Origin of the sequence: Paenibacillus hebaui (assembly GCF_051934385.1) — a bacterium.
Lineage (GTDB): Bacteria > Bacillota > Bacilli > Paenibacillales > Paenibacillaceae > Paenibacillus.
Genome location: NZ_CP196836.1, coordinates 2,308,564 through 2,325,590, shown reverse-complemented (window position 1 = coordinate 2,325,590; position 17,027 = coordinate 2,308,564). Strand labels below are relative to the sequence as shown.

Below are 17,027 nucleotides of genomic sequence, written 5' to 3'. Positions count from 1 at the left end.
AAGTAACATTTAGTAAAAGTAAGTTTAGTAAACACTGCTAACCCTTACCGGACGAACTCCGTTTTTGAGGTTTAACATGAGAGTCCATTGATTTTTCTTTTTTCCCCACCCATAACGAGAATGCATACGGAATCATTCCGAACCATTTCATCGCCCAAGGCTCTTTCACTTTGGTTCGCCCCTTACGTTCATCCTTCGGTGTATCGATATAACGAACAACTCGTTGCGTAATGTATTTCACCAACTCATCACTTTTGGCCATGACCTTCTGCCTCCTTTGTGCACTGTGCTCCAAAGACTTGTGTTATCCCTATTGTGCGCAGAAGGACCTATCACTAAACATTTTTTTAAGACAAATGCGTATGAAAAATACAAGAATGCACAGTCTAATGCCAAAGGTATCCATTCAGTCATTCATCTGCATCAGATACCTATTTCATGAAGGAGTGTGTATTCCCATGTATAAGCTACTGGCTACCTCCGTAGCCTTTTTAATCAGCCTCCATTGCCTTCCCTTTACTTCGCATGTCGCACATGGGCAAGCAGTATTATCAGCCAAGTCTCTGAGTTCAAATCATTCTGCTCCGTCTACGAATAGTCCGTCTATGCTGCCGGTGACCGATGGCGATGCTTATCGCTCCACCCATCATGCTTTTGCAGCACCTGTCATCCTGCTCGACGTAGGCCACGGCGGTATCGACGGGGGAACGTCAGCCCATGGTGTGTTGGAGAAAGATGTTAATCTCGCCATTAGCCAAAAAGTGTATCTCCTGCTTCGCAGTAAAGGTTATGCGGTCATCATCAACCGACTTGGTGATTATGCACTCAGTGACGATAACCGTTGGCTGAACAGCCGCTCTCGTCATGTCAGGGACCTTGCACAGCGCAAAAGTCTCAGCGAAGAAGTAAGCACGGATATCGTTGTCAGCATTCATGGTAACTGGAGTCCCAAATCATCTACGCGTGGCCCGGTGGTCCTACATCAGAAGGAAGGCAGAAGCTATCTGCTGGCACAGTCCATCCAGGATTCACTGAACGACTTGTACGGTATACAACGCGAGATCGTGTGGGGCAAGCCCTTCTATTTGTTGAATTACGTGAAGCAACCCGCGGTCATTGTTGAAACGGGATTTTTGAGCAATGCAACCGATCGAGCCAGAATGAGTAATCCCGCGGAGCAAAAACGAATTGCCCAATCCATTGCGAGCGGAATTATTTATTATCTGTCGGCAGTTTAGGCTCTATCTGCCAATGCCACACATCACGAACGAGATCACCAATACCAACAAACTCAATCTGACCCTGAAGACGGGAGACTGATTCTCGAACAACAGCTGATGTATTTAACCCCGAATGTCCCACATGACCAATCACGACGCACATCCCTTTGTCGATCGCACACTGGGTCGCCAAGTCCATTTGTTTGCGAATACGCTGTTTGGTATTATGATCATCCAAAAAAATGTCGTTGCCAATCGGAGGCATATTTTTGGCTATGGCCAATTCTCCCACGACCGAGCGGAAATTGGTGCGGCTGTCTACAAAAAACAGGCCCCTTTCTCGGCATACATCCAATACAATCGACATAATGCGTTTGTCGGAGGTAATTTTGGAACCCATATGATTATTCATGCCAATGGCATGGGGAACATCATCAATGGCTTTCTCTATGCGTTCGCGGACTTCTTCATCCGTTAGATTGGATGTGATTGCACCAGGGCCCAGCCATTCGGGTCTTCCCTTTTTGGGTTCCATGGGCATGTGTACAATCACATCCATTCCTTTTTCATGGGCTGCGATCGCATCTTTCTTGGTGGTAGATAGAAAAGGCATGACCGCAACGGTTAACTTGACGGGCATTGCCAGAATTTCGGCTGTTCCCTTCATGTCATTCCCGACATCATCAATGATAATTGCCATTTTTTTATGATTCGATGGGGACTGAACATGTGGGGCGGCGATGCTCAAACGACCATTGCTTGAAACCATCTGATTATCTATGGTAGCAGGTCCTCTCATTATGTCTGAGGCTCCAGCTGTAGATCCTCCTGCCATACCGTCAACGTAAGTAAGGATTAAAAGTGTGATGCAACCTGCTAATAATCGATAACGCCTGTTTTCTTTACTCATTCTGAATTCCCTCCCTTAGGTCTGTGTTCTCATTGTTTGATAATGGAGGACGTTATATGTAAGTAAAGGCCTGCCTGACATTAAGGAAAAATTGTATAAACTCAAAAGCCTGCGTCATAGCAGGCTTCATTCCCCAATCCCGGACTTCCGTCCCAACGAGGATCTCAATTAGAAAAAAAGGTGTTTTCAGTTTTTTTCTGATATAAAACTGAAAACACCTTGTAAAAAGAGATTAATTAGAAAAAATACTGTAATTTGTCAGGTATTCAGTTTAGGAATAATTTAGTAGAATCAACAAAGGAAAGAAGTTCAAGTCAATTCATTTCTTTCTTAAGATTTATGAAAGGAGGTATTGAAAGGGCTTACATATTTTAACGCCTATTAGCAGCTATTCTTGGTCAAGGTTTTCCTATGTAACCATTTACCATTTTCGAGGAGGATGAAAGTAGTGAATTTAAAACTAAAAAAGACGATCAACGTTCTATTGGCTTGCTTAACAGCTCTTCCTCTCATGTTGACTGTACCCGCTCCCACTCAGGTTTCAGCAGCAAGCGATGCCACCGTTAATCTGTCTGCTGAGAAACAGGTTATTCGCGGTTTTGGTGGAATCAACCTTCCCGCCTGGATCGGTGATCTTACAGCAGCACAACGAGAAACTGCTTTTGGCAATGATCAGAACCAATTAGGCTTTTCTGTACTCAGGATCTACGTCGATCCGGACCGAAATAACTGGTATCGTGAAGTTCCAACAGCCAAACGTGCCATTGAAAAAGGCGCTATCGTATTTGCATCGCCATGGAATCCCCCGAACGACATGATTGAAACGTTCAATCACAATGGAGATACCAATGCAAAAAGGCTGAAATACAGCAAGTACGCTGCCTATGCACAGCACCTTAATGACTTTGTAACCTACATGAAGGATAACGGCGTGAATCTGTATTCCATCTCGGTACAAAACGAGCCGGACTACGCTCATGACTGGACCTGGTGGACACCCCAGGAAATCCTTCGTTTCATGAAAGAGAATGCAGGCTCCATTCAAAATACAAAAGTGATGGCACCGGAGTCCTTCCAGTATTTAAAGAATATATCTGACCCTATCCTGAATGATCCGCAGGCTCTCGCCAATATGGACATTCTGGGAGCACATACGTATGGAACCCAGATCAAAGATTTCGCTTACCCGCTCTTCAAGCAAAAAGGAGCCGGTAAAGAACTCTGGATGACAGAAGTATACTATCCGAATAGTGACAATAACTCAGCAGACCGCTGGCCAGAGGCACTGGACGTATCCTATCACATGCACAGCGCAATGGTTGAGGGCGATTTCCAGGCCTATGTATGGTGGTACATCCGCAGACAGTATGGTCCGATGAAAGAGGACGGAACGATTAGCAAACGCGGTTATAATATGGCGCATTTCTCCAAATTTGTACGTCCAGGCTATGTAAGGGTGGATGCAACTAAGAACCCGGATACCAATACATTTATTTCGGCATACAAGGGTGATAACAAGGTTGTAATCGTGGCAATCAACCGTGGCACTTCGTCAGCAAATCAGAAGTTTGTGCTGCAAAACGGCAATGCCTCTACCGTCTCCTCCTGGATGACGGATGCCAGTCGAAATCTGCAATCAGGCTCACCAATCAATGTATCCAATGGCGCCTTTACAGCTCAGCTTCCAGCCCAAAGTGTCACCACGTTTGTAGCCAGTTTAGGTGGTGGCAGTGGTGGTAATCCTGGTAGCGGTACCACATATGAAGCAGAGACAGGAACCACACTCACTGATGCAGTAATTGAAACGATTAATTCCGGTTACACTGGCTCCGGGTATGTTAATTTCAACGGCTCGACTAACTCCGCAATTCAGTGGAATGCCATCAATAATGCTGTAAGCGGAACCAAAAATGTAAAGTTTCGCTATGCCTTGGAAAGCGGGACCCGTAATCTCGATGTTTTCGTAAACGGAACCAAAGTGATCAGCAATACCCCCTTCTCAGCAACGGGAGGTTGGTCCACCTGGGTAGAAAAAACGATTCAAGTGCCCATGAACGCGAATACCAATACCATTAAAGTGGTAACGACCGGCACAGAGGGGCCAAATATCGATCGTATCCATGTATCGGCTCAGTAATCGTAACCAACAAAGTTGGGACGATATAACAGAAGAATTACATTTCATGTTATCAACACAAAAAAGGTTCCCCGAAGGCGTTAGCCTAACAAGGAACCTTTTATTGGATGCGGTCGAGAGGACTCGAACCTCCACGGGGGTTAGCCCACACGGACCTGAACCGTGCGCGTCTGCCAATTCCGCCACGACCGCATATTGTATATCTCCGACATTATGTATCTCGGCGACAAGAAATAATATATCATGTGGGATACAGCATGTCAATACTCAAAACAATATAATAAAACCCGAGCCAGACATTCATGTCCAGTTCGGGCTTCGCTTATAGCCAGCTATCGATGTACAATGTCAAGCCTCACGTTTGTTTAAATGTTACAGTTTGGAAGGCCAGTTGCCATACCATGCATAACCGCCTCTTCTTTCCTTATCAATATCACTTAATTTGTATCTAACAACCCCATCACGACCAATAAAGATCGGTTTATCTGTCCCCACTTCATAGAAGCGAGCCCAGATGGGTGCCGCTTTGGAATCAGCGACAATTTTGCTGTCTCCGTTTGCTCTTTCGTACTTGTATCCCGAAATCTTCACTTTGTTGAACCAAGCCTCTGCTCCTTTGATGGATGCCGTAATTTTGGCATTAGCAGGTCTGGTCTTCAGGAAATTAACAATCGTTACACTCTCACTAGCCGTCAGAGATGGTACTTCATAAATTCTTGCTCCTGCCGGTTGAAGGGAGCTGGAATCATGTTGTTGTCCCCACGCTGTCAACTTGCCACCTGAAACCACCTGTGTATTCAGGATAGCATCTACCCCTTTAGCAACTGAGTTGTTGCTTCGATTGGCAAGTGTGCTGTCGATAAACGAGAAGTCACCCTTGCGCGCTGCTACTTCATCCAGCATGTACATTACATTAATCATGGCATCGTCATTATAAGTAATGTGCTTGTGATATCCCGAGCTTTGGTAGACTTGAGGCCATCCGCCGTTCGAATACTGCATATTGATCAAAAAGTTGATTCCTTTGATCGCAGCAGCTGAGTAGCGCGGATCATTTGTCTTTTTGAATTCCTTAGCCAATCTTCTAATTTCTGAGTATGTAGCTTTATTGTCGATCGTGGACTTTGCCCATTCCCCGCTATTTTGACTGTAATCTTTTCTCCACCCTCCGTCAGCTCTCTGGTTCTTCAAAATATCAGAAAGACTGGCTGTAGTTCCGGAAGCATCAGCAGCAGACACGGTTCCAACAGGTTGGAATGCCACCCCAACAATAGATAGAACAAACGTGCATGCCAATACGAAAGATGCAAATCTCGCTTTAGGTTTTAACAATTCATTCACTCTCCCCAATTTTTTTTGATTACTACAAAATAAACCCCTTCCCTCCTCCTTTATTTATTTATCTAACCTTTAATATTTCTTTTTATCCAATATGTGGTATAGAATGAAGTTATCTTATGCAATAAAACGGATTTTGTCAATATTTGCAACAAAATGTAACAAAGCACTTGAATTGAACCTTTCGGGATCGTTTTAATCACAAAAGACAAACTTACTTATTTGTCCAATTGGATGACCGCTGAAACAATATTACTTTTTTGTCATCAAGCATATCTAGACGGCAACATCAATTCCACCTAAAAAGCTTGAATTCCTTTAACATTGAGGTGCTAAGAAGTTATTAATATAGGTTTGACATTTACGCATTTATGCAATATAGTGTCAAAAGGTTACAAAAACTTAATTATTCATTGCCGAGTTTCATGTTTGAAAACGGAGGAACCATTCTGGGTGAATTATTCTTGTACATAGGAAATATAGGGAACCTTCAACCGAACCCTTAGCTAACTCCGTAGGCATCGAAGGGAGAACAATAAATTTTGAAAAAGCTTATCATCTCTATTTTTGGAGCAGCAGTTCTATTCACATCCGGTGCAACAAGCACACAGGCAAGTAGTATTAACACCGTAGTTGACAACATGACTGGCATACCTTACAAATGGGGTGGTACTACTCTCGCCGGGTTTGATTGTTCAGGATTTATGAGATATATTTTCAACAAATATAGCATTGAGTTACCTCGTACTTCACAGCAGCAGGCCAAAGCAGGTACTCCAGTATCCAAGGCCAATCTTCGTACAGGTGATCTGGTATTTTTCAATACGATGGGCAACGGCGTTTCACACACTGGCGTATACATTGGTGGCGGACAATTTGCTCATGCATCAAGCAGCAAGGGTGTAAGCATCACCAAACTAGCGAATCCGTATTTCAACGATCGCTACGTAACTTCACGCCGGGTGACAGGACAATTTATGTATAACAAAATGCTCGGAAAAATATAGGTTTGGTCTGATATATTGCAAAGAGGAGGCTCCGGGTAAATCCGGAACCTCCTCTTTGTTTTGGGGCTTATGTTTACGAAACAGGTGTACTCTCGACTTCTATACTTAATGTAGCGCCTTTTGAACCCTCATGGCACCCTGAGACAGTGCATGTCCGCCTCCTACAGCTCCGGCCACAGCAACCGTCTCCATGATCTCCTGATCTGTAGCGCCCTTGGCACGGGCCTCTTCCACATGGTAGAACGTACATACCTCATTGTTCGCGAACAAGCCTATCCCGAGTGCAATCAGCTGTTTTGTCTTTGCATCAATGACTCCAGGCTGAAAACACTCTCCGGTAAACTCATGATAAGACTTCACTACACCAGGTAACACATCGCTCAATGCTCCAATCTGATCCTTGTAGGCATGAACTTTATCATTCATCAATGTCATAGCTTGCAGCACTTCCTCTCGACTATAGTTACAGAACGTCCTCACTGTACCTATCTTCTCTCCCGAGTGAATCATTTATGCCAAAACATCATGGTAATTCCAAGCATTGCTCGCATGGTCCCAGTAAAATCACAAGAGATTACTCACTAAGCGGGCTTTGGCGCGGCTCGCTGAACAGCTGATATCGGTAATGGCGATCCAGCTTAACAACACGCCGATTCTGACGGCGGATGAGTACCTGCTCGCCATCCCAGGCAACAACAATACCCGTTACATCGTTAGACTCCAGCTCGTCCCGCACCACTCTTACTTTTTCCCCCGATAAACGCAAGGTGTCCAATTCTGTATCACTAATCATGTCCATGGCTCCTATACTCCAAATTAATTTACAAAAAGAGACCTAAATGAAAAGTCATTTAGGTCTCACGTGACTGTATTGGACTGTCATGTCATTCGAAAATATGTCCCCGACTGAAAGTTACCGCTGCGCGTGCTCTTTGCTGTCGTTCTTCTCGAACCAAAAATCAAGCACTTTGGCGGACATCACACGTTCTTCAAGGTACGCAACTTGATGCGGTGTAAATTGTTCTTTCCAAGAGAAGGACAACTCTTCGCACAAGCCTACAATCGTCAGCAATTCTGACCAGGCAACATAGCGTTTGTACCAGAAAAATTGAGGATGTTCAATCATATAGGGATAAAGGTCATCGAATTCCGTATGTTTACAATCCAGGGCACGTTCAAAATGAACTTTCGATTTCGCCAGCTTATCAATAAAAAATTGTTCTGTTGCAGGTTGGTTCCCCATGGTGTTGCCTCCTCTCCCTAACATAACCCCATTATAAATGAAATCAGCGGTCATGCAAAGGCATAGTTCAAAAAATAGGCCTTATTCCTTTAAAATGTCACATTACGTTATCGTCGAATTGCACGGTTCCATCGTTCAGAGAACGTATACGTACCAAGGCTTCCACTGGAATACCCTGCTCACGAATGGTACGTGCTCCCGCTTGGAAACATTTCTCAACCACAACACCGAATCCGACCAATTCCGCACCCGAACGTTCAATAATTTTAATCACTCCACGAGCGGCATCCCCATTGGCAATGATATCATCAATGAACAAAATTCGGTCATTCTCATGAATGAACTCACGGGATACCATAATATCCGTTACGATCCCTTTGGTAAAGGATGGTACTCTTTCACAATAGGCATCGGGATCAGCCAAGAGTGTTTTTTTGCGACGGGCGAATACAAGCGGTACCCCAAGTTCATAAGCTGCGGCAAAAGCAACCGGAATTCCTGAAGATTCTACGGTTAACACCCGAGTTACCCCACTTTCACGAAAACGGGCAGCAAACTCGCGTCCCATTTCCATCGTCAATCCAGGGTCAATCTGGTGATTCAACAGGCCATCCAGCTTAAGCACCTGATCCGAGATGACGACACCCTCTTGTAAAATTCGTTGTTTCAATACTTCCATAATTTGACCTCCCCAGCCTATCCTATGAGGTAAAAGTATCATATATCTAGCTCTGAGTTCAAGCGAAATTGCCTGAGCACTGTTCTGACTATCTTTTTCAAGCCACTGCTCTCTATCGATTGTCATGACTTTCGTGGGTCAAGCATACCTTGTACCATGGTACCCGCATGTCCAAACTATACAGGGGCCTGAGAGGGGAAACATATGAGACAGACATTTCGGGTGCTGCAGATTGCATTTACATACATCGGAACGGTTGTCGGAGCCGGCTTCGCAACCGGACAGGAAATTTTGCAGTTTTTTACCCAGTATGGCAAATGGGCCACCATCACCATCGGCTTATCCACCATACTCTTTGTCTGGTTAGGTACCAAAATGATGCTGATTGCCCACGATACCGGTTCCCGCACCTATGAGGACCTCAACAAACACTTATTTGGCCACAAGGCAGGTAAATGGATCACTTGGGTAGTTCTCCTCATTCTCATCGGCGTGAACAGTGTGATGCTTGCTGGGGCAGGTTCTGTTTTCGTCGAACACCTGGGATTACATTATCAGACTGGCTTAATTGTCACGCTCGTAGGTTCATATCTGCTGCTTGGACGAGGCATTCAAGCCATTCTTCAGATGAATAGCATCGTAGTGCCGATGATGCTCCTGTTATCCCTGCTCATGATTACCAGCACTCTTCATCATCCAAGTGCTATGCGATTTATAACACTTACGACAGACGCAAGCCCGATTCAGGTTTGGCTGTCTCCACTGCTTTACACCTCGTTCAATCTGGTGCTGGCCCAGGCCGTTCTCGTACCTCTAGGTAACCAGATTCGCAGTCGCAAAGTACTGAAATGGGGCGGAGTGCTGGGAGGCATTGGTGTGGGATTCATGCTAATGGCAGCTCACTTCGCCATGTCAGCACAGATGCCAGGCATCATCCAATTCGAAATCCCGATGGGCAGCATTGCCTTTCAACTTGGATGGGCGGTGCAATCCGTCTATGTATCCCTCATTTTCATGGAAATATTCAGTACATTTGTGGCCGACATCTATGGAATGACCCTACAGCTCAGGCAGCATTTACGTGTACATCCTCGTTTAATTACATTAACCATTATGCTGTTATGTTACTCACTCAGTCAGTTTGGATTCAGCTCTCTGCTATCCATCCTTTATCCTATCTTCGGAAGTATGGCACTGGTCTGGGCTGCCAAATTGGTGCTGGACCGCTGGGGCGCCTTTCATGGACGCAAAAACATCTGAACTTCATGGTTATGTATTTTATGTACTTTTATGAACCTCATTGGTTCATGACAGAAGTTATTGCGTGTTACTCTATCCTTAAGCATGACAAAAAGCCGCTGTTTAGCACAGCGGCTTGCACTTTCTGTTCTAGGTTCTAGGCTTGGCTGGAAAACTGCAGATACATTTTTTTCAGCTCATTCACCGATCTGCCGAGAGAATAGTGTGTTTTGGCTTTTTCACACGCCGAACGAGCCAGTTCATACCGGTAAGCCGGGTCCAGCATCACCTTTTCAAGCGCTTCAGCCAGTGCAAAAGGATCTTCTGCCGGTACGAGTAAACCATTGCTACCATCCTCGATCTGCTCTGGTATGCCACCTACATCCGTGCCCACAAGAGCAAGGCAACTCAGCGCTGCTTCGGCGAAGACGGAACCAAATGCTTCTGCCCGTGACGGAAGTACAAAAATATCAAAGAATGGCATGAATTCCTCAGGGTGCAGGGTATAACCATAGAAAATGGTCTCATTATAGATCCCCAACCGCTGCGCTAACTCTTCCAGATCAGGTCGAATCGGTCCGTCTCCAATAATGTGTAACACATAATCATGACCTCGACTCTTCAGTTCCGCACAAGCTTTGAAAAGAATATCCAATCCTTTTGCCGGAACGAGGCGACATACTGTCACCAGTTGTGGTATGGCATTATCATGAGGGATCGGCTTAAATCGTTTCTCATCGAATCCATTGGGGATTACACCGATTACATCAGGTTCCTTCACGTAGGGGGCCAGATAACGACGGAACGAATCCGATACGGTCAAGAGGTGCTCTGCCTGGTGCTCCAGCTCACCATAAATCGCCAGCAGGAATCGATGCTCCGGTCCATCCGTTTCAATGCGGCCATTTAGAATTAATTCTCGTTCATAACTGGAGTGAATCGTCTGAATGAGGGGTGTATCCGGGAAAACTGTTTTCATCGCAAGTCCTGCAATCGGGTGGTGGGCATGGATCAGATCGTAGGGCTTCTGAATACGCAGTTTGGTCCACCATAGATAATCACGATAGGTTTGGATATATTTTTGGACAACAGGGCTATCCTGATATTCGGTCCAATCGAACGTTTCGAACTGAACTTCCTCTCTGCCCTTGTTGCGAATTCGCTTCGGCAACGAGAACAGATCCATCTCCCACCTCGGGGTTGTAAACCTCTCTTGCATATACGGAATCATAGAGGATACACCTCCGGGCTGCTCCGGAGGAAAGAAAAGCGCCTGCAGCAATTTCACCGTTAGTTTCCCCCTTTCTAGCTTACGTTCTTTCCATGCATCTTCATTCATGATATATCAGAACATATGTTCAGTAAAGGTGAAAAATGAGAATCCCTCTCACTTCTCCATCCGCTTTTGGATGCATATCCATTTATTTTGTCTGAGGAACTGCTCTACCGTCCATTATGACATAGGGAAGCTAGAACATCTATAATGCGTTAGACACAGTAATCCCTTCGTTTGGATCACTTGCATGCTCTGCTCAATCAGTCTAGCTGACCAAGCCATTGTTCACCAAGTCGTATATACAACATATTCACGAACTGTACCCCTCAGAAGCAAAAACAAAGATCCATTAAACTCTCAAGGTTGTCCGCAACGTACGAATCAGATCGCCAGAATTTCAGGTCAGTAGCTCCACTGGCTTTTCATATGTACTGAAACCATCTGTCTCCCCCAAAAATGTATAACCATTACTCGCATAAAAGGCGTTCAATGTAGCGTTGCTGGCTCCGCAGTCCAATCGAACAGTATGTTTGTCTTCAAACTGTATACCGCTGCTTGACCATTGCAATATCGACCGTCCCAAACCACTCTGGGCATATTTTCTTCGAATCGCCAGCCGATGGAGATAGATAGCGCCATCCTCGGCGTGAGCTTTTGAACCCCAGAGATGAACATCCCACGGGCTTGGCTGACACATGAGTATAACCATCCCCGCTAGATCTGCTCCTTTTTTGAACACAAACACATCCCCACGCCGGATTGCCCCTGCCGTATCATGTGAATCCTCACCTTTGAGCAAGGCGCTCCATTGGGAAGATCCTTGACTCCGCAGCCATTCGGCTGTCTCCACCAGCAGTGAGATCACATCTTCCGTATCCCCTGGCTCCGCCTGAACCGCTTGAAAACCATCGTTAATATATTCGCTACTGATCTCGAATGAGTGCATGATCGTTCTCCTCCACTTCCACATCTCTAATAAACTAATGGTACTATACCGGGAAATGAATTTTTCGTCAAAATAAGGACAAAAAAAGGTAAAAGGCAGCTGCCTTTTACCCCTCCATTCTGGCTTCATCAATAATCTGATTCCGATATAACATCGTGAGGTGCAGGGTATCAAACTCCATTTCCTTGTCCAATTCCCGCATTAACACTTCAACCAGGCTTTTTCGCTGCATACTCGTTCCGGGAACCTCGTAATCAATGTAGCCCGACATATCCGATTGAGAAGTGTCAATTGTTGCCGTGCCAACAGGCAATCCGCCTCGCTCCTGGAGAAAAAGTTCATATACCCGAAACTCCCGATCCTTGCGCTTTAGCATGACATAACATGCTTCCTCGGCAACTTCGATCTCATCCAGGTCGGAACTATCGTAATTCTCTATCTCCTCCGAGAAATCGCGATGAATCCACTCCAGTGCCTCGAGTTCATTCCCCTGGTGCCACATTCGGATCGTGATCGTATCGATGATTTCCTCATCCAACTCTCTGACCAGTAACTCAGCAGCGGCTTCCTGTTGACTCTCTTCTGGCTCTTCATACCAATGTATTTCACCTTGAGCATCGGCACCATATTGTTTTAAGGAAGCTTCCGCAAGTTCCTGTCCATCGATATCATTAAATACATAAGTCGATATACTGCGTCCGGCACTTACCATTTCCATCTCCAGGACATGGTCCCGATCTGCATATGTAAACGATTCGACTTGTGAACTAGGGATTACCTTAACTTCATTAAGGTCCATATCGTCATAACGATCCTCGTCATGGATCATGTCCCCGGATTGCCACGTTGTCTCAAGCTCGGGCTGATGCAGAACGGAATGTAATGACCCGCAACTAACCAGCACTTCATAATATGCAGCTTCCACCGCATCCGCAAGAGATCGGATGTAGGCATGCACTTTTTCCACAATAAGTTGTTCTGTATCATCCGGCAGAGACTCCTGCTCGATCTGAAGACTGCCGGATAGACGATCTCCTTCTCTGTACACAAGGAAAAGTGAGCCTGCATAGTGACCATCGACCATCACATCCTGTACTTCCCCACCTGATGTACGCAGATCAGCAACCAATTCCACATCATGCTTCATTACCTGTCCTCCTCCATTCCTAACGTTATTCTCTTAGGATGCCCCTGAGGACGGTAGATTATGAGGCAGGCATTCATTTCAGATATAAGATGTACGGTTAGACGGACAGAACATATTTTTGGATCGCATGCGCTACACCCTGCTCGTTGTTAGAAAGTGTCACTTCATCTGCTGCCGCCTTCACTTCTTCCGGTGAGTTATCCATGGCAATCCCTTTGCCAGCAAAGGTCAGCATCGTAATATCATTGAAGTAGTTGCCAATCGCCATAATCTCTGCAGGCAAGATCCCTTTGGATTCGGCAAGCCTTTTGAGAGCAGCGCCTTTAGACGCTTCGGGATGCATCAGATCAATAAAAAAGTCACCACTCCGTGTCATATAATAAGGCAGATTCCAGGCTGACCACTCTTGCTGTACCGCATTCATCTGCTCAATAGGTCCAAAAGCAGTAAATTTGGCCAGCGGCTCGGTCATATCCACCCACTGTGGCAGCTTCAGCGGCTCTGCCATAAAGTTGTAGTACATCTCACGCACCTGCAATCCCAGACCTTCCGGTTGATCCACATACAGTCCAAAAGCCGTATTGATGTCAAAATGCACTCCTTGCGTGCGGCAGTAGGATATGAAGGGCTCAAGCCCCTGTCCGTCCAATGCAAAATGATGAACCACTTCACGTGTATCCACCTGCGCCGTTACGGCGCCATTATGTGTAATCACATACCCATCCAGTCCCATCTGCTCCATAAAAGGAATCGTATTGGCAGGACCTCTGCCTGAACACAGAACGATCTCGGCTCCCTGACGGGAAGCTTGGATCAGGGTCTCCTGAGTCCATTCGGTGAGTTCATGCTGATCATTTAGCAGTGTTCCATCTACATCAAGTGCAATTAATTTATAGGTCATTTTGGCTTCATCCTCATCTGTTAGTAATCGCACCCACCCAAACCCTCCCTTCCGAGGGAGGGACCCATAGGGCTCTGCCCTCTGGACTCCCGTCTTGCTCACCGGCGGGAGGTCGGGTCTTGCTATGTGACGGTTGGCGCAGGAGCGCTTGTTGCCAGGCACACCGCTGGCAGCGGCGGTCCCGTCCAAGCTTAACCGGGACCATTACGGGCAGGGCTTCGCTTCCTGCCCGGCTCCCTGCTTCACTTCGCGAAGGACGGGAGCTTTATTCGCCTTCGGCGCTAGTGCTGGGGCTTCGCTTCCCTACACGACTCCCTGCTCCGCTTCACGAAGGACGGGAGCCGTTAGTTCCGCAGCCGGTTTAACTCGTCTGCGGTTAGTTCACGATAGCTTCCGATGGCAAGATCGGAAGCTAGTTCAAGCTCACCCATGGCCACGCGTTTCAGATAAACCACACGCTTGCCTACTGCCTGAAACATACGCTTCACCTGATGATACTTTCCTTCGTGAATAATTAGCGAGATCGACGAAACCGTGCCTTCTTCCGTCTCTTCCTGACCGAGTATAGTCAGCTCGGCAGGCAATGTCTCGTAACCGTCAGCCAGCTGAATCCCGGCTTTGAAACGTTGTACATCCTCCTCATCAACATCCCCCAACACACGGGCTTCATAAGTTTTGGGCACATGCTTGCGTGGAGATAATAGATCATGGGCAAGCGGACCATCATTCGTGAGAATAAGAAGCCCCTCGGTATCCTTATCCAGTCGTCCGACAGGAAACGGACTGAAGACTCGATCCTCTTTACGCAGCAGATCCAGCACCGTCTTATCTCTCGTATCCTCGGTAGCAGACACGACGCCCGGAGGTTTATGCAGCATCAGATAGATCATCTCCCGATACACAATCCGCTCTCCATCGGCTTCAATCACGTTGACCTCAGGATTCACCTGTACGCCGCTGTCCTTCACTGCTTTGCCATCTACACGGATTCTGCCTTGCTTCACCATCTTTTTGAGTTCACTTCGTGTTCCCACACCCATATGACTTAATATTTTGTCCAGACGCAGTGTTTGTTTGCCTTTTCCACTCATACCGATGTCCACCTCCATCCTGCTGGATATTCGTTCTTCAGCACACCATCCAGCCATTTTCCCCAGCCGGCAGCATAACCGTCCACGCATACCAGGACGTACCCTTTGGCAGCCGTACCCGCCTTAAGCACAATTCGATCTTCTTCAATGTTCAACGTTTCACCCTTGAGGTACCTCACCGCTTCGCCATCAGCGGATGACAGACTTACGCTTCGTCGTGCCTCCGATGCATTCAGAGCGCACGCAAGCGGGTGAGACGGAACAAATCGGCCATTCTTAACTGTACCCATAAACCATCCCGGACGAATAACCTTCAGCCCCTCCAGTCTCGCAGCACCCACAGATGATTGATATACACGATCTCCGTAACATACCGTTTCTCCAGCAAGCTCGATCTCCAGTTGTTCATCGACAAACTGACTGTAGAGCGCAACCGGGTCCACACTGTTTGAAACGTTTCCTCGACTCTGCCCCCGTTCCACCCTGCGTCCTCCCGTTTCTTTACCTTTTTTAGCTGCTTTGCTCGTACCCTTATTTTCACGAGCACGTCTGTCACTGCCTTCTCTCGATTCAATTCGCAACAAACGTTCCTTTTTACGATCAGCCTTGGTCATAGCAATTGAAGAAGCAGCAATAGAGTAATCCTTGTTCCCATCTGCTTCAATCCTGGACACATCCACGACCTGTCCATACTCCATTGCTCCTTCTTTAACTACTCCTGGTTGATCTGTTTTTAATCCTTGTCCTGCACGATGCTGTAGTACAGCGACATAATGCCCCTCTCCTTCCAAAAGGTGAGGCCACAATCTGGCCGTGCCACGCGTCTGATCCAGCACCACTTCCGTCTCTTTTGCCTTATCCGGCAACATCTGACGCACCCATTCCGGGCGCCCTGGAGCAAATCCGGCAGCTTCGGGAATGTCCATCACAGCAAACTCATGATTCATATTGAGGAACTCCGCAATCATGGCTTCATTTTCCTCCGGCGCAAAAGTACATGTCGAGTACACAATCATACCTCCCGGCGCCAATAATCGTGCGGCGGTTTCCAAGATATCACGCTGCATGAGCACACATTTTTCCACCGAATGATGTTCCCATGATTTCACCATGTCTTCATCTTTGCGGAACATGCCTTCACCTGAACAAGGTGCATCGATTAATACTTTGTCAAAATAATGAGGAAATGCATCCGCGATCCGCTCGGGCGACTCATTTAATACAACGGCGTTCCGTACCCCGTACAATTCCACGTTCTTGGCCAGCGCTTTCGTGCGTTCGGCATGGATATCATTCGTGACGAGAACGCCCTTGCCTTGCAGCTTGGCTGCAATCTGTGTCGTCTTGCCTCCCGGAGCAGCACACAGATCAAGCACGCGATCTCCAGGTTGCACCTGCAATAATTCAACTGGAGCCATAGCACTTGGTTCCTGTATATAATACAGACCTGCATGATAGTAAGGATGCAGACCCGGTTTCACACCATGAGGTACATAGAACCCTGTCTCACACCACGGAATAGGTCTTAGATCAAACGGAGCAATCTCATCGAATTGTTCCATTGATATTTTTAACGTGTTCACTCTCAGTCCCGCATGTGGAGACTGCTCATAAGATTTCATGAATTGTTCAAACTCATCGCCCAACAAACTTTTCATTCGCTCGGCAAATATCGAAGGTAGCTTTACACCCATATTCCCACTCATCCTGTCTTGGTAAGATTGCATTATTGTTTTATTTTATCATATCCTGGTGTCGCTTTCCTATCACATCGTATGTATTCCACTACAGCGTGTAATGTAGTATAATGGCAAGTAGATTGATTCCTGTGCAAAAATACGGTTGTTTATGCATATTATCCCAGACTCTATTTTTGCCAAAACAATATTCCGA

At 46.4% G+C, this 17,027-nt stretch carries 18 protein-coding genes, 1 tRNA gene and 1 riboswitch; of the genes, 5 read left to right on the top strand and 14 right to left on the bottom strand.

The features are described from left to right. Nucleotides 1-37: 37 nt before the first annotated feature. Nucleotides 38-262 (bottom strand): YqzE family protein, encoded by a 225-nt coding sequence (locus ACR32F_RS10740; protein WP_440118693.1) that lies wholly within the window; start codon nt 260-262, stop codon nt 38-40. 196 nt (nt 263-458) lie between these two features. Between ACR32F_RS10740 and ACR32F_RS10735 the strand changes: the two genes are divergently transcribed. Then, the gene (locus ACR32F_RS10735; protein WP_440118692.1) at nt 459-1,238 is read left to right on the top strand and encodes an N-acetylmuramoyl-L-alanine amidase family protein; all 780 of its coding nucleotides are present in this window, start codon (nt 459-461) and stop codon (nt 1,236-1,238) included. Here the strand turns inward: ACR32F_RS10735 and ACR32F_RS10730 are convergent. Beyond that, nucleotides 1,213-2,130, bottom strand: coding sequence for a divergent polysaccharide deacetylase family protein (locus ACR32F_RS10730; protein WP_440118691.1), 918 nt, complete (start codon nt 2,128-2,130; stop codon nt 1,213-1,215). The two genes, ACR32F_RS10735 and ACR32F_RS10730, sit on opposite strands and share 26 nt — an antisense overlap. 439 nt (nt 2,131-2,569) lie before the next feature. On the opposite strand from ACR32F_RS10730, the gene ACR32F_RS10725 reads away from it, so the two are divergent. Next, entirely contained in the window at nt 2,570-4,267 is a 1,698-nt protein-coding gene (locus ACR32F_RS10725; RefSeq protein ID WP_440118690.1) for a carbohydrate-binding protein, read from the top strand. A gap of 108 nt (nt 4,268-4,375) precedes the next feature. Here ACR32F_RS10725 and ACR32F_RS10720 read toward each other — a convergent pair. Together ACR32F_RS10720 and pelA are read right to left on the bottom strand one after the other, a co-directional pair. After that, a tRNA-Leu gene (locus ACR32F_RS10720) sits at nt 4,376-4,459 on the bottom strand. Nucleotides 4,460-4,639: 180 nt separating this feature from the next. Next, nucleotides 4,640-5,599, bottom strand: a complete 960-nt coding sequence (pelA, locus tag ACR32F_RS10715; RefSeq protein ID WP_440118689.1) for a pectate lyase — start codon at nt 5,597-5,599, stop codon at nt 4,640-4,642. Between the two features lie 410 nt (nt 5,600-6,009). Beyond that, nucleotides 6,010-6,141, top strand: a riboswitch (cyclic di-AMP (ydaO/yuaA leader). A 6-nt stretch (nt 6,142-6,147) separates the two neighbouring features. On the opposite strand from pelA, the gene ACR32F_RS10710 reads away from it, so the two are divergent. Further along, the gene (locus tag ACR32F_RS10710; RefSeq protein ID WP_440118688.1) at nt 6,148-6,612 is read left to right on the top strand and encodes a C40 family peptidase; all 465 of its coding nucleotides are present in this window, start codon (nt 6,148-6,150) and stop codon (nt 6,610-6,612) included. Between the two features lie 105 nt (nt 6,613-6,717). Here the strand turns inward: ACR32F_RS10710 and ACR32F_RS10705 are convergent, their stop codons facing one another. From ACR32F_RS10705 to ACR32F_RS10690, 4 genes are all read right to left on the bottom strand, one after another. Further along, nucleotides 6,718-7,047 carry a carboxymuconolactone decarboxylase family protein gene (locus ACR32F_RS10705; RefSeq protein WP_017689352.1) on the bottom strand — a complete coding sequence of 110 codons (330 nt, stop codon included), beginning with the start codon at nt 7,045-7,047 and terminating at the stop codon, nt 6,718-6,720. A gap of 139 nt (nt 7,048-7,186) precedes the next feature. Next, nucleotides 7,187-7,405, bottom strand: a complete 219-nt coding sequence (locus ACR32F_RS10700) for a hypothetical protein (protein ID WP_440118687.1) — start codon at nt 7,403-7,405, stop codon at nt 7,187-7,189. A 120-nt stretch (nt 7,406-7,525) separates the two neighbouring features. After that, a complete protein-coding gene (locus tag ACR32F_RS10695) occupies nt 7,526-7,855 on the bottom strand; it encodes a hypothetical protein (RefSeq protein ID WP_440118686.1) in 330 nt (109 codons plus the stop codon). 97 nt (nt 7,856-7,952) lie between these two features. Further along, complete coding sequence (locus ACR32F_RS10690) at nt 7,953-8,534, bottom strand: xanthine phosphoribosyltransferase (RefSeq protein ID WP_440118685.1); 582 nt, start codon at nt 8,532-8,534, stop codon at nt 7,953-7,955. 204 nt (nt 8,535-8,738) lie between these two features. Here ACR32F_RS10690 and ACR32F_RS10685 point away from each other — a divergent pair, with 204 nt between their 5' ends. Beyond that, entirely contained in the window at nt 8,739-9,794 is a 1,056-nt protein-coding gene (locus ACR32F_RS10685) for a YkvI family membrane protein (protein WP_440118684.1), read from the top strand. A 136-nt stretch (nt 9,795-9,930) separates the two neighbouring features. On the opposite strand, the gene ACR32F_RS10680 is transcribed toward ACR32F_RS10685, so the two are convergent. From ACR32F_RS10680 to ACR32F_RS10665, 4 genes are all read right to left on the bottom strand, one after another. Continuing rightward, the gene (locus ACR32F_RS10680) at nt 9,931-11,061 is read right to left on the bottom strand and encodes a glycosyltransferase family 4 protein (RefSeq protein WP_440118683.1); all 1,131 of its coding nucleotides are present in this window, start codon (nt 11,059-11,061) and stop codon (nt 9,931-9,933) included. A 385-nt stretch (nt 11,062-11,446) separates the two neighbouring features. Further along, nucleotides 11,447-11,995: a GNAT family N-acetyltransferase gene (locus ACR32F_RS10675; RefSeq protein ID WP_440118682.1), complete on the bottom strand. Its 549-nt coding sequence runs from the start codon at nt 11,993-11,995 to the stop codon at nt 11,447-11,449. Between the two features lie 106 nt (nt 11,996-12,101). Further along, nucleotides 12,102-13,142, bottom strand: a complete 1,041-nt coding sequence (locus ACR32F_RS10670) for a hypothetical protein (RefSeq protein ID WP_440118681.1) — start codon at nt 13,140-13,142, stop codon at nt 12,102-12,104. 97 nt (nt 13,143-13,239) lie between these two features. Then, nucleotides 13,240-14,043 carry a Cof-type HAD-IIB family hydrolase gene (locus ACR32F_RS10665; protein ID WP_440119773.1) on the bottom strand — a complete coding sequence of 268 codons (804 nt, stop codon included), beginning with the start codon at nt 14,041-14,043 and terminating at the stop codon, nt 13,240-13,242. Between the two features lie 119 nt (nt 14,044-14,162). Here ACR32F_RS10665 and ACR32F_RS10660 point away from each other — a divergent pair, with 119 nt between their 5' ends. After that, on the top strand, nt 14,163-14,408 hold the full coding sequence (locus tag ACR32F_RS10660; protein WP_440118680.1) for a hypothetical protein: 246 nt from the start codon (nt 14,163-14,165) through the stop codon (nt 14,406-14,408). On the opposite strand, the gene ACR32F_RS10655 is transcribed toward ACR32F_RS10660, so the two are convergent. After that, nucleotides 14,388-15,134 (bottom strand): pseudouridine synthase, encoded by a 747-nt coding sequence (locus tag ACR32F_RS10655; RefSeq protein WP_440118679.1) that lies wholly within the window; start codon nt 15,132-15,134, stop codon nt 14,388-14,390. The genes ACR32F_RS10660 and ACR32F_RS10655 overlap by 21 nt on opposite strands. Then, the gene (locus ACR32F_RS10650) at nt 15,131-16,828 is read right to left on the bottom strand and encodes an RsmB/NOP family class I SAM-dependent RNA methyltransferase (RefSeq protein WP_440118678.1); all 1,698 of its coding nucleotides are present in this window, start codon (nt 16,826-16,828) and stop codon (nt 15,131-15,133) included. The genes ACR32F_RS10655 and ACR32F_RS10650 overlap by 4 nt, the downstream gene beginning before the upstream one ends. Nucleotides 16,829-17,027 lie beyond the last annotated feature (199 nt).